A 12,389-nucleotide genomic window follows, 5' to 3' on the forward strand; every position below is an offset into this window, starting at 1 on the left:
CCATGACCAACGCAGCCAGCTCGTCCTCCCGTATCGCCCGTGGCGGCAAGGCCATCTACGGCGCGCCGCTCGGCATCCTGATGCTGGAAGCACGCTTCCCCCGCATTCCCGGCGACATGGGCAACGGCACGACCTGGCCATTCCCCGTGCTCTATCGCGTGGTGAGCGGCGCTTCGCCGGAGAAGGTGGTGCTGAAGGGGGCCGCCGGCCTGTTGCCTGACTTCATCGACGCCGCCAAGGATCTGGTGCGGCTCGGCGCCGAAGCCATCACCACCAATTGCGGCTTCCTCTCGCTGTTCCAGAAGGAGATCGCAGCAGCCGTCGGCGTTCCCGTCGCGACCTCGTCGCTGATGCAGGTGCCGTGGGTGCAGGCGACCCTGCCGCCGGGCAAGCGCGTCGGTCTCGTCACGGTGTCAGGCTCGACCCTGACGCCGGCCCATCTCGAAGGCGCCGGCGTGCCGCTCGATACGCCGCTGGTCGGCACCGAGCACGGCAAGGAGTTTTTCCGCGTCCTGATCAAGGCCGAGAAGGACGACATGGACGTGGCGCAGGCCGAGCGTGATGTGGTCGAGGCCGGAAAGCAGCTGGTCGCCAAAAACCCCGATGTCGGCGCGATCGTGCTCGAATGCACCAATATGCCGCCCTACGCGGCCGCGTTGCAGGCCGAGGTCGGGTTGCCGGTCTACGACATCTATTCCATGATCACCTGGTTTCATGCTGGACTGCGGCCGCGCGCCTTCGCCTAAGTCCGGCGGTTGCGAAGCTCTTCACAACCTCTGCCCTCGTTTGCATTGCAATCGCGCCCGCAGCCCCGGTATATTGGGCTGTGTGCGGGCATGAATGCAGCTGATATGAGCAACGTGGAACTGGCTTCCGATAGTATCGTCGATCGCGTCTATGAACAGCTCAAGGCGATGGCCGTGAGCTATGAGTTCAAGCCGGGCGAACGGCTCAACGAGGGCGAGCTGGCCAAGCGCCTCGGCGTCAGCCGCACGCCGCTGCGCGAAGCGCTCAACCGTCTCAACACCGAAGGCTTCCTGCGCTTCACGCCGGGCAAGGGCTTCTTCTGCCGCGAGCTCGACGCGCACGAGATCTTCGATCTCTACGAGCTGCGCAAGTCGATCGAGGTCGCCTCGGTCCGCCTCGCCATCAAGCGTGCCAAGGACGAGGACATCGACGCGCTCCTGAAATTCCTCGAAGCCACCGGCCCCGATCCCGGCGAGCGCTCGTCAGTGGAGCTGGTCGAGCTCGACGAGACCTTTCACGAGCGGCTGATGGCGATGTCGAACAACGCCGAGATGCTGCGCGTGCTCCGCAACGTCAACGCCCGCATCCGCTTCGTGCGTTGGATCGACATGGACAGCATCAACCGCTCCAACACCCAGGCCGAGCATCGCGCGGTCGTCGAAGGGTTGAAAGCGCGGGATGAAGAAGCCTGCGTTTCGGTGCTGGAAAAGCACATCGACCGTCGGCTTGATCGCATCACGTCGGCGATCAAGGAAGGCTACGCGCAGATTTATATGCCGGCTGCGGCGAGGTCTGTGGCGAACTAGCCTGAGCGATGGTGCCTCTTCTCCCCTCATGTCCGCCGAAGCCTTGGCGAAGGCGGATGCGGGAGAAGGTGGCGCGAAGCGCCGGATGAGGGGTATCTCTCGGCGCACATAGCTGCGCGTGAGTGCGTGGAGACGTACCCCTCACCCAAGTGAGTTTGTGTCGACCTGCGGTGATGCCCTCTCCCGCAAGGGGAGAGGGCGCAATCATCCGCACTGCGCGAAAACCCAGCTATACAATCCTTCAATATCTGGTCGTGCCAGACGGTCAGCGCTTTCACCCGCGAACCCCGCTAGCGTGCCGCTCGCAATTCACGGAGAGACGCGGTGCATAGCCCCAAGCCCAATCCTGAAACCGACTGGCCGTCCGAGCTTTATCGCGTCCTGAAGGCCGCCGACGTCAGGCAGATGTCGTATGTCCCCGACGCCGGTCACAGCCAGCTCATCCGCATGTTCTCGGCCGACAGCGACGTCACCACCAACGTGCTGACCACGGAAGAGGAAGGCATCGCCATTGCCGCGGGCGCCTGGCTCGGTGGCCAGCGCAGCGTGCTGCTGATGCAATCGAGCGGGGTCGGCAATTGCATCAACATGCTGTCGCTGTCGGCGATCGGCCGCTTTCCGCTGTTGATGCTGGTGACGATGCGCGGCGAATGGGCGGAGTTCAATCCCTGGCAGGTGCCGATGAGCCGGGCGACGCAGCCCTCGCTGGAGGCCATCGGGCTGAAGGTGATGCGGGCTGAGACAGCGGAGGATCTGGTCGAGACCGTCGAATCCGCGGCGTCGCTCGCCTACGAATCCGATCAGCAGATTGCAGTCCTGATCGGGCAGCGCCTGATCGGCAAGAAGAAGTGGTGATATCGATGACCGTTCCCTCCGAGCTCGATCGCCGCGCCGCCGTCGCGGCTCTTCTCAAGAACCGCAAGGACACGCTGGTCGTCTCCGGCCTTGGCTCTCCCACCTACGATTTGCATTCCGTCGGAGACCACGACGCCAATTTCTATCTCTGGGGCGCCATGGGCGGCGCTGCGCTGATCGCGCTTGGATTGGCGCAGGCCCAGCCGGGCAAGCGCGTCCTCGCGTTGACCGGTGACGGCGAGCAATTGATGGGCATCGGCGGTCTCGCCACCATCGGCGTCGCCCGTCCGCGCAACCTCGACATCGTCGTGATCGACAACCAGCATTTCGGCGAGACCGGCATGCAGGCGAGCCACACCGGCCGCGGTGTCGATCTCACCGCGATTGCCGCGGCCTGCGGCTTTGCTGCCACTGCGACGGTGCGGACGATCGAGGAGGTGCAAGGCCTCGCTGCGCAAATCGCCGCGCCGGCCGATGGTCCGCGGCTTTTTGTCATCAAGGTGAGGGCGGAAAATCCGCCGCGTTCGCTGCCGTCGCGCGATGCCGTCTTTATCAAGAACCGGTTCCGTGCTCATCTCGGCTTCGCGGCGGCTTGAACCGGAATTCTCTCCGGGATAGCTCGCTGGCCAAGCAGCTATTCTGGAGTGAGACCCATGAAACTATCCGGCAAGGTCGCCGCCATCACCGGCGCGGCACGTGGCATCGGCAAGGCCTGCGCAAAGCGGTTCCTCGATGACGGCGTGAAGGTCGTCATCTCGGACGTCGATGCCGATGGCCTGGCGGCAACGGCTGCCGAGCTCGGCCGGCCCGATGCTCTGCGCACCGTCGTCGGCAATGTCGCCAAGCGCGCCGACGTCGACCAGCTCGTCGCCACCGCCGCGAAGGAATTCGGCCGGCTCGACATCATGGTCAACAATGCCGGTGTCGCCCGCAACCGCGACATCCTGGAGATTTCCGAAGCCGAATTCGACGAGATCATCGGCATCAATCTGAAGGGCGCGTTCTTCGGCGTCCAGGCCGCGGCCAAGCAGATGATCGCGCAGGGCGGCGGTGGTGTCATCATCAACATGTCCTCGGTCAACGCGCTGCTGGCGATCCCCGCGCTTGCGACCTACGCGATGTCCAAGGGTGGCATGAAGCAGCTGACGTCGGTCGCGGCCGTCGCGCTCGCTCCGCACAACATCCGCGTCGTCGCGGTCGGCCCCGGCACGATCCTGACCGACATGGTGGCGTCCTCGATCTACACCTCCGAAGATGCCCGCAAGACCGTGATGTCGCGGACGCCTGCGGGGCGCGGTGGCGAGCCGAGCGAGGTCGCCTCCGTCGTGGCGTTCCTCGCCAGCGACGACGCGTCCTATATCACCGGACAGACCATCTATCCCGATGGCGGCCGGCTGATCCTGAACTACACGGTGCCGGTGAAGGACAAGTAGAGGGCGGGCGAAGCCGCTGCCACATTTTCGGTGTCGTCCTGGCGAAAGCCAGGACCCATTACCACAAGACGTGGTTTGACGAAGACTTGTGGTCACTAGCTTAGACGACAACTACTCCCCGGGGTAATGGGTCCTGGCTTTCGCCAGGACGACTCGGAAACCTCACTCCGCCGCGATCGTCATGCCATGGCCGAGCCGCTTCGAAATGTGGCTCGCGCAATCGCGCAGTGCATGCGCGATCGGGCTGTCCCAGCGCGCATCGAACGTGCCTTCCGGCCCCATCGCGGTGATGACCAGCGCGACATGGCCGGCATGGTCGAACACCGGCGCCGAGAACGCATTCACGCCGGGCAGGGGATCGCCGAGCGCGCGGGCGAGGCCGTGCTTGCGGACCTCGGTCAGCATCTCGGTGACCTTGGCGCCTTTCACGGCGCGCTTGGGATTGTAGCCGACGCCGTGACGGTCGAGGCCGCTTTCGAGCGCGGCGTTGATGGTCTTCTCCGGCAGGAAGGCTGCGAAGGCGCGGCCCGTCGCGGTTTCCAGCAGTGCCATCACCGATCCGGCGCGCATCACGATGTGGACGGGCTGGCCGGGTTCTTCGAGCTGGACCACGGTCGGGCCGTGCGTGCCCCAGACCGCGAGCGAGACGGCGTGCCCGATCTGGCTCGCCAGTGCGGCGATCTTCGGCTGGGCGATGCGGACGCCGGAGAGGCGGCGCAGGCTGATCAGGCCGAGCTCCAGCGCGAGCGCGCCGATCTCGTAGCGGCCGGTGGTCTCGTCCTGCTCGATCAGGCCGATGCGCGAAAAGCTGGCGAGATAAGGATGCGCCTTGGCCGGCGTCATGCCGGCCTCGCGCGCGAGATCGCGCAGCATCATCGGCTCGCCGCTCCTGGCGAGGGCGCGGAGCAATTCTCCGCCGACCTCGATCGACTGGATGCCGCGGCTTTCTCTCTTCATGCGCCCCCTGGCGTGTGGTTTACGCCGCGTCGCGCTTGGCGGCGCTGTCGGCGAGATGACGGCCGGCAATGTAGCCGAAGGTCAGCGCCGGCCCAAGCGTGATGCCGGCGCCGGGATAATTGCCGCCCATGATGCTCGCCATGTCGTTGCCGGCGGCATAGAGCCCGGGAATCACCCGGCCCTCGGCGTCGAGCGCACGCGCGTTCTCGTCGGTGACAATGCCGGCATAGGTGCCGAGATCGCCGACCACCATCTTGATGGCGTAGTACGGACCGTTCTCGATCGGCGCGATGCAGGGGTTGGGGCCGTGCATGGCATCGCCCTGGTAGCGGTTATAGGCCTTTGAGCCCTTGCCGAATGCGGCGTCATGCCCCTGCGGAGCGGTCGCATTGAACTGCTTGACGGTCTCGGCGAACGCTTTCGCATCGATGCCGGCCTTCGCCGCCAGCGCTTCAAGCGTGTCGCCGCGCATGAGGTAGCCGGTCGCGAGGTGATGACCGAGCGGCATCGGGAACGGCGGCACGCAGCCGAGGCCGTATTTGCGCAGCGTCGGGTGGTCGCAGACGAGATAGGCCGCGATCTCTTCGCCGGGCTTTGCGGCCTTGATCATGGCCTGGACGAAGTCGTGATAGGAATTGCCTTCATTGGCAAAGCGCTTGCCGTCGCGCATCACCGCGATCACGCCGGGCTTGGCGCGGTCGATGAAGTGCGGCATCACGCCCTTCGAGCCGTCCTTGCGCGTGGTCAGCGACACCGGCACCCAGGCCGCCGCATTCGGCAGGCGGTCCTCGACATGCCCGCCGGCGCTCTCCGCAAGACGCAGGCCGTCGCCGGTGTTGCCGGTCGGGCCGGGCGAAAAGTGCTCATGGCCGGTCGGCGCGTGGGGAAACATCTTCTTCCGCCGCTCGACATCATGCGGGAAGCCGCCGCAGGCGAGCACGACGCCCGCGCGCGCACGGACACGGACCTCGCGGCCCTCGCGCGAAACGATCGCGCCCGTCACCGCGCCGTTCTCGACGGTCAGCTCGCGGACCGGCGAGGACAGCCACATCGGGATCTTCAGATCCTGCGCGGATTTGGCGAGACGCCCGGCGAGCGCGTTGCCATTGGTCAAGGTCATGCCGCGGCCGTAGCGCAGCACGTCCATCAGGTGCCGCGACAGGCGCTTTGCGACATAGACCGCCGAGGTCAGCGACTTCGTCACGCGCATGAAATGGATGATCTCCTTGCCGGAGCCCAGCATCATGCCGAACACGGTGAGCTCGGGCAGCGGCATGCCGAGCGTCTTGATCTGATCGCCGAGCTCGCGGCCGTCGAACGGGCGCGTCACCATCGAGCGGCCGCCCTGCGTGCCGCCGGGCGCTTCGGCATGGTAGTCCGGGAACACCAGCGGCATGTCGAAGCGCAGCGCCGTCTTGGTGGTGAAGAAATCGACGGCTTCGGGGCCGGCGCTCAAGAATGCATCGACGCGCGCGGCGTCAAAATTGTTGCCGGCCTCGTGCCGCAGATATGTGCGGGCTTGCTCCGGCGTCTCCGCGATGCCGTAGGCTTTCGCCAGCGACGTGCCGGGGATCCAGAGCCAGCCGCCGGAGCGTGCGGTGGTGCCGCCGAAGCGCGGCTCCTTCTCGACGATCAGCACGTCGAGGCCGCGATAGCGCGCGGTGATCGCGGCCGACATGCCGGACGCACCCGATCCGGCCACGAGCACATCGCACTCGTATGTTTCGCTTGCGTTGCGCTCGTTGCCGGTCATGTGAGCCTCACTTCTTCAGCAGCGGACATTTGGACTCGGAGACCGGGCGATAGGCGTCCTCGCCCTTCACGGTCTTGATGATCTCCAGATAGTCCCAGGGCTCCTTGGACTGCTCGGGCGACTTCACCTTCGCCAGATACATGTCGCGGATGACGCGGCCGTCTTCGCGCAACTTGCCACCATGGACGAAGGTGTCCTCGATCGGCAGCTCGCGCATCTTGGCCATCACCTTGGCCGGATCGTCGGTGCCGGCGGCCTTGATGCCCTTGAGATAGTGCAGGACCGAGCCATAGACGCCGGTCTGGATCATGGTCGGCATCACGTTGGTGCGGGCGAAGAACTTTTTCGACCAGGCCCGCGTCGCCTCATCCATGTTCCAGTACGACGCCGTCGTCATGTAGGTGCCTTGCGCGGACTTCAGCCCGATCGCGTGCACGTCGGTGTCGAACATCAGGAGGCCGACCAGCTTCTGGCCGCCCTGGACCAGGCCGAACTCGCCGGACTGCTTGATGGCGTTGTCGGTGTCCTGGCCGGCATTGGCGAAGGCGACGACGTCGGCCTTGGAGCTCTGCGCCTGCAGCGCGAAGGAGGAGAAGTCCGCCGTGTTGGTCGGATGTTTGACGCCGCCAAGCACCTTGCCGCCCATCTCGTTGATGAAGCGCGTGGCGTCCTTCTCGAGCTGCTGGCCGAAGGCGTAGTCGGCGGTGATGAAGTACCAGGACTTGCCGCCTTCCTTGATCACGGCGGAGGCGGTCACCTTCGACAGCGCATAGGTGTCGTAGGTGAAGTGCACGGTGTTCGGGCTGCACAGCTCGTCGGTGAGCGAGCTCGCGCCGGGGCCGGACAGCAGCGCGATCTTGTTGCGCTCGCGCACCATGTTGTGCACGGCGATCGCGATGCCGGAATTGGGAATGTCGACGACCGCATCGACCTTGCCGTTGTCGAACCAGCCGCGCACGATATTGACGCCGACGTCGGTCTTCATCTGGTGGTCGGCGCTGATGATCTCGATCGGCTTGCCGAGCACGGTCGGCCCGAACTCCTCCACCGCCATCTTGGCGGCCTCGACCGATCCGGGTCCGGAATTGTCGCGGCCCCAGCTGGAGAGATCCGTCAGCACGCCGATCCGCACCACGTCGTCGGAGACTTGCGCGCTCGCAATAGTGGTCATGGCGGCAGACGTCATGGCCGCGAGCATGGTGCAGGCCAAAAGCCCTCTCATCGTCGTTCCCTCTCTTTTATGGGCCGCCTTGGCGCGGCCGGTTGTTCTGGCGAGGAATTAGATATTAGCAAATTAATTTGTCAATGGCGAATTTTGGTGCGTCTCGTCCTTGCGAGCAAAGCGAAGCAATCCGGAACACCCCCGTAAGTTGCAACGGACATCATGATTGGCCATGATGTCCGCTGGAATCGTGGGGCGCATGGCAATGACGGCAGCAGCGGGGGTCTCCGGCGTCACGGAGCGGTCGACCACGGCGCATGTGGTGTGGGCGAGTGCGCTCGGCACCGCGATCGAGTGGTACGATTTCCTGATCTACGGCACGGCCGCCGCCCTCGTGCTCAACAAGCTGTTCTTCCCGAGCTTTGACCCGTTCGTCGGCACGCTCGCGGCATTCTCGACCTACGCCGTCGGCTTCGTGGCGCGGCCGATCGGCGGCGCCATCATCGGACATTACGGCGACCGGCTCGGCCGCAAGAGGATGCTGGTCGCGACCATGATCGCGATGGGGCTCGGCACCTTCCTGATCGGATGCCTGCCGACCTACAGCCAGATCGGGGTCTGGGCGCCGATCCTGCTCGTCATCCTGCGCTTCGTCCAGGGCATCGGTCTCGGCGGCGAGTGGAGCGGCGCGGTCGTCATGGTGGCCGAGCATGCCGGCAATCGGCGCGGCTTTTATGGCAGCCTGGTGCAGATCGGCTTTCCCGTCGGCGTTGCCGCCTCCACCGGCATTTTCGGGCTGATGACGCAACTGCCCGAGGCCGACTTCCTGAGCTGGGGCTGGCGCGTGCCGTTCCTGATCAGCATCCTGCTGGTCGGCGTAGGCTTCATCGTGCGGCTCAAGCTCGCGGAGACGCCGCACTTCAAGGAGGTGGTCGAGCGCAAGGAGGTGCTGGCGCAGCCGGTGTGGGAGGTGATACGGCGCGACTGGCGCAGCTTCCTGCTGGCGATCGGCATCACGGTGTCCGAAGTCGGGCTCGCTTATCTCCTCACCGTCTTCACCGTGGTCTATGCCACGACGAAGCTCGGCCTGCCGCGCCAGGTGATCCTGAATGCGGTGGTCTATGCCGCGATCGTCGAATTCGCGACGCTGCCGCTCGCCGGCTGGCTGTCCGATATCTTCGGCCGCAAGGCGCTCTATCTCGCCGGCGGCGTGTTCTCCGTCGCGCTCGCGTTTCCGCTGTTCTGGTTCCTCGACACCAGGGACCCGGTGCAGATCACGCTCGCGCTCGTGGTCACGATGACGCTGACGCATGCGCTGCTGTTCGGACCCAAAGCGGCGTTCATGCCGGAACTGTTCCGCACCCAGGTGCGCTACAGCGGCGCCTCGCTCGGCGCAAATGTCGCAGCCGCGCTGAGCGGCGGCTTCTCGCCGCTGATCGCAACCGCGCTGCTCGCCTGGGCCGGCACGTACTGGCCGGTATCGCTCTACATCATCGCGCTGTCGATCATCACGATTGTTGCGACGCTGATGGCGCCGGAGACCGCGCGCGACACGCTGAAATCATAGGCGGTCAGAGGCAGGCAGTCAGAGGCAGGCGGGATTGGCCGCGCCGGGGATCACCAGGAATGTGATCGTGGCCGGGGCGAGACGGATCGTGCCGGCCGCTGTCGGAAGGCTCGCGATGTCAGGTATTCGATCGCCCGCCGCAAGCGCGAGCGGGTTGCCGTTCAATTGCACGCCGGCACTCTGCAGCCGGGCGGAGCTGAGCGTGTAACGCTCGGACGGAAGCGGCAGGGCGAGCGAGCGCGAAGCATCGCGCGAAATGTTGATTGCGAGCAGCGTGACCGCGCCGTTCAGCTTCGGATGGCAATGCGCGTAGACGTGAAGACCCGGGACGACCGCGAGACCTGTCTCGAGCACCGTCGATCCCATCAGCCGATGCCAGAGCAGCGCAGCCCAGTAGTTCGGTCGGGGACGGAATGTCGTCTCATCCAGCAGGCCGTAGTCGCTCGCGGCCAGCGTGTTGTGCATCACGACCTGGACGCCGGCTTTGGCCAGCCGCCCGAGCTGGTCGAGATAACGAAACGTGTCGAGGAATGTCTTGTCCCAGCGATTGCCGCCACAAGCCGCATCCGCTGTCTCGGTCAGCCAGATCGGCTTGCCCGGCTCGAACCTGTCGCGCAAGTCGCGATAGATCGCCAGCGTCGTATCGGTGCGCGCGAGCCATTGTTCCGAAACCGCCTGCGCCGGGTCATCGCGGCCCCCACAGCGCGGCGAGATCGTGTTGTAGTGATGATAGGAGAAGCGGTCGACGCCGGGGCCGGACGCGGCGAGCAGATCGCGCGTGGTGATGCCTGAGCCGGATGGGGAGGCGGTATCGCCGACAGAGCCGGGCCCTGCGATCAGCGTCTCCGGCGCACTGTGCCGAATCCATTCGCGAAAAATCTTGATGTCACGGCCGTAGGCGGTCGCGTCGTACCCGGGCGGAGCGCCGGCCGCGAGCGTCGGCTCATTCATGAACTCGATGGCGCTGAGGCGGCCGCCGAGCGAGCGCGTGAAATCGAGCAGGCGTTGGGCCTGATCCGGTCGCCAGGTACCATTGCCGTTGCGGCTACCGGGACTGACGGCCAGGGAGGTGACGATCTCCGCATCGACAGCGCGCGCGAAATCGACGATGCCGCGCCACTGCGCGTGGGTGAGCACGGAGTCGAAACCGGCAGGCGGTTCCGACGGTGCGCTCTCCGTGTCGGCAAAGAACGTCGCGTTGGCCCAGGTTCCGCTGACCCGCACATAGGCCGGCGACAGAGCGGCTGCGAGCTTGCGCAGGCGCGCGTTGGACAGATCGATCGGAGGCCTGAAGCTGTAGCGATCGCGCTGATCGAAGCTGCGGCCCGCGCGCGGATACGGCTTCCAGAACCGTCCGCCCGTCACCTCCACCATCTCGATATTGTAGGACTGAAAGCGCGGGTCGATCTTTCCGATCGCTTTCAACGTCGCCGCCGCAACGGATGTTTCGTCGGCAAGTGCGACGCCCGAGGTTGCGGCAATGAGCAGCACAATCGTCGCCGCTGTTGCCGCGCAAAGGGGCCCGCGCCGTTGTCTACGTGCGCTTGTATGCACGGCCTGACGCCTTCTTATGCGCGCTGCCAAAAGCAAATGCAGCGACCCGAACCATTAGCCGCTCTTATACGCCGAATTTTTACTTCCAATTTTACTTCGCGAAACCTCAGCCATAGCCTCACGCGCAACTGATCACGGAAAGCAGCCGATCAATGGCGATCGGTGCGAGCGTTCATCGTAACCAACGAGGGTTGCCATGTCTGATGAGACGAAGGGAACGTCCACCTCCAATCCGGCGGGAATGGAAGCGGGATCGACGAAAAAGCTGAGCCGGCGCACGCTGTTGAAGGGTGCGGCCGCTGTTGCGGGTGCGGCCGCGGGGTCGGATGCGATCCGCGGATTCCCGACCATCTGGGCGCAGGAGATCAAGGACATCGAGCTGCGCCATGTCGGCGTCTCCTATTCCGTCGTGAAGGCGATCGGCGACCAGGCCGCCAAGGACCTCGGCTTCAAGGTGACGATGCAGAACCTCGACACCTCCGCCGCCATCAACCGCTTCATAAGCCAGCCTAATACGGTCGATATCGCCGACCTCGAGGGCTGGCAGGCCAAGCTCGCCGCCAAGCGCAGCGTGATCCAGGGCATCGAGGTCAAGAAGATCAAGGAGTTCGACAACATCCTGCCGATCTTCACCAAGGGCGAGATCGACGGCCACAAGATCCCGCGTCAGGGCATTTCGCCTTACGAGGCCATGTACATCTCCAAGCCGGACTCGACCGATCTGCACGATGGCGTCACCGAATGGGCAACCTTCCTGCCGCAGGTCTACAATGCCGACTCGATCGGCTATCGCCCCGATCTCGTCGGTCACGAAGTGACCGAGTGGAAGGACCTGATCGATCCGAAGTTCAAGGGCAAGGCCGCGATCCTCGACGTGCCCGCGATCGGCATCATGGATGCCGCGCTCTGCTTCGAAAGCGCCGGGCTGATCAAGTACGGCAACAAGGGCAACATGACCAAGGAGGAGATCGACTTCACCTGCAACAAGCTGATCGACCTGAAGAAGCAGGGCCAGTTCCGCGCGACCTGGACCACCTTCGACCAGTCGGTGCAGCTGATGGCGGCGGGCGAAGTGGTGATCCAGTCGATGTGGTCGCCGGCGGTGGCGGCCGTGCGTGTCAAGGAAATCCCCTGCGTCTACGCGCCGGTCAACGTCAAGAACGGCAAGGAAGGCTATCGCGGCTGGTGCAACGGCATGGGCCTGATGAAGCACCTCTCCGGCAAGAAGCTCGACGCCGCCTACGAATATCTCAACTGGTATCTGTCGGGTTGGCAGGGCGGCTTCGTCGGCCGCTACGGCTATTACAGCCCGGTGCCGTCGACGGCGAAGAAGTTCCTGACCGCTGCCGAATGGGACTTCTGGTACGACGGCAAGCCGGCGCCTGAAGTCATCAATGATCCCTATGGCGTGCCGATGGAGAAGGTCGGCACCAAGCGTGACGGCGGCTCGTTCCTCGACCGCGTCAAGAACATCTCGTGCTGGAACACGCTGATGGACGAGGCGGCCTACATGAACAAGCGCTGGAACGACTTCAAGGTGGCCTGAAACCTGCTT

At 64.9% G+C, this 12,389-nt stretch carries 11 protein-coding genes; 7 read left to right on the forward strand and 4 right to left on the reverse strand.

Translation table 11 applies throughout. The features are described from left to right. The first annotated feature begins 2 nt into the window (after positions 1–2). The 5 genes from QA645_RS10360 (at position 3) to QA645_RS10380 (ending at position 3,841) form a co-directional block, all read left to right on the forward strand. A complete protein-coding gene (locus QA645_RS10360) occupies positions 3–746 on the forward strand; it encodes an aspartate/glutamate racemase family protein (protein WP_283049986.1) in 744 nt (247 codons plus the stop codon). Between the two features lie 105 nt (positions 747–851). Further along, the gene (locus QA645_RS10365) at positions 852–1,553 is read left to right on the forward strand and encodes a GntR family transcriptional regulator (RefSeq protein ID WP_283049988.1); all 702 of its coding nucleotides are present in this window, start codon (positions 852–854) and stop codon (positions 1,551–1,553) included. A 324-nt stretch (positions 1,554–1,877) separates the two neighbouring features. Further along, positions 1,878–2,408 (forward strand): thiamine pyrophosphate-binding protein, encoded by a 531-nt coding sequence (locus QA645_RS10370; protein WP_283049990.1) that lies wholly within the window; start codon positions 1,878–1,880, stop codon positions 2,406–2,408. A 5-nt stretch (positions 2,409–2,413) separates the two neighbouring features. Further along, the gene (locus tag QA645_RS10375; protein ID WP_283049992.1) at positions 2,414–3,004 is read left to right on the forward strand and encodes a thiamine pyrophosphate-dependent enzyme; all 591 of its coding nucleotides are present in this window, start codon (positions 2,414–2,416) and stop codon (positions 3,002–3,004) included. 57 nt (positions 3,005–3,061) lie between these two features. After that, positions 3,062–3,841: an SDR family oxidoreductase gene (locus QA645_RS10380; protein ID WP_283049994.1), complete on the forward strand. Its 780-nt coding sequence runs from the start codon at positions 3,062–3,064 to the stop codon at positions 3,839–3,841. A gap of 162 nt (positions 3,842–4,003) precedes the next feature. Here the strand turns inward: QA645_RS10380 and QA645_RS10385 are convergent, their stop codons facing one another. From QA645_RS10385 to QA645_RS10395, 3 genes are read right to left on the reverse strand one after another with little or no spacing between them, the layout of a single operon-like run. Next, complete coding sequence (locus tag QA645_RS10385) at positions 4,004–4,798, reverse strand: IclR family transcriptional regulator (protein ID WP_254133622.1); 795 nt, start codon at positions 4,796–4,798, stop codon at positions 4,004–4,006. A gap of 19 nt (positions 4,799–4,817) precedes the next feature. After that, on the reverse strand, positions 4,818–6,551 hold the full coding sequence (locus QA645_RS10390; RefSeq protein ID WP_283049997.1) for an FAD-dependent oxidoreductase: 1,734 nt from the start codon (positions 6,549–6,551) through the stop codon (positions 4,818–4,820). 7 nt (positions 6,552–6,558) lie between these two features. Continuing rightward, positions 6,559–7,773, reverse strand: coding sequence for an ABC transporter substrate-binding protein (locus QA645_RS10395; protein ID WP_254195087.1), 1,215 nt, complete (start codon positions 7,771–7,773; stop codon positions 6,559–6,561). Positions 7,774–7,978: 205 nt separating this feature from the next. Between QA645_RS10395 and QA645_RS10400 the strand changes: the two genes are divergently transcribed. Continuing rightward, positions 7,979–9,280 carry an MFS transporter gene (locus QA645_RS10400; protein WP_283049999.1) on the forward strand — a complete coding sequence of 434 codons (1,302 nt, stop codon included), beginning with the start codon at positions 7,979–7,981 and terminating at the stop codon, positions 9,278–9,280. Between the two features lie 18 nt (positions 9,281–9,298). On the opposite strand, the gene QA645_RS10405 is transcribed toward QA645_RS10400, so the two are convergent. Then, positions 9,299–10,771 (reverse strand): hypothetical protein, encoded by a 1,473-nt coding sequence (locus QA645_RS10405; protein ID WP_283050000.1) that lies wholly within the window; start codon positions 10,769–10,771, stop codon positions 9,299–9,301. Positions 10,772–11,030: 259 nt separating this feature from the next. Here QA645_RS10405 and QA645_RS10410 point away from each other — a divergent pair, with 259 nt between their 5' ends. Continuing rightward, the gene (locus tag QA645_RS10410; protein ID WP_283050001.1) at positions 11,031–12,380 is read left to right on the forward strand and encodes an extracellular solute-binding protein; all 1,350 of its coding nucleotides are present in this window, start codon (positions 11,031–11,033) and stop codon (positions 12,378–12,380) included. Positions 12,381–12,389: the final 9 nt, after the last annotated feature.

Source organism: Bradyrhizobium sp. CIAT3101, from assembly GCF_029714945.1.
In the GTDB taxonomy this organism is placed as follows: Bacteria; Pseudomonadota; Alphaproteobacteria; order Rhizobiales; family Xanthobacteraceae; genus Bradyrhizobium.

Excerpts from the sequence above, each read along its gene's own strand:
- QA645_RS10360 (WP_283049986.1), top strand. The coding sequence starts at position 3 with ATGACCAACGCAGCCAGCTCGTCCTCCCGTATCGCCCGTGGCGGCAAG.
- QA645_RS10365 (WP_283049988.1), top strand. The coding sequence starts at position 852 with ATGAGCAACGTGGAACTGGCTTCCGATAGTATCGTCGATCGCGTCTAT.
- QA645_RS10375 (WP_283049992.1), top strand. The coding sequence starts at position 2,414 with ATGACCGTTCCCTCCGAGCTCGATCGCCGCGCCGCCGTCGCGGCTCTT.
- QA645_RS10380 (WP_283049994.1), top strand. The coding sequence starts at position 3,062 with ATGAAACTATCCGGCAAGGTCGCCGCCATCACCGGCGCGGCACGTGGC.
- QA645_RS10385 (WP_254133622.1), bottom strand. The coding sequence starts at position 4,798 with ATGAAGAGAGAAAGCCGCGGCATCCAGTCGATCGAGGTCGGCGGAGAA.
- QA645_RS10390 (WP_283049997.1), bottom strand. The coding sequence starts at position 6,551 with ATGACCGGCAACGAGCGCAACGCAAGCGAAACATACGAGTGCGATGTG.
- QA645_RS10395 (WP_254195087.1), bottom strand. The coding sequence starts at position 7,773 with ATGAGAGGGCTTTTGGCCTGCACCATGCTCGCGGCCATGACGTCTGCC.
- QA645_RS10400 (WP_283049999.1), top strand. The coding sequence starts at position 7,979 with ATGACGGCAGCAGCGGGGGTCTCCGGCGTCACGGAGCGGTCGACCACG.
- QA645_RS10410 (WP_283050001.1), top strand. The coding sequence starts at position 11,031 with ATGTCTGATGAGACGAAGGGAACGTCCACCTCCAATCCGGCGGGAATG.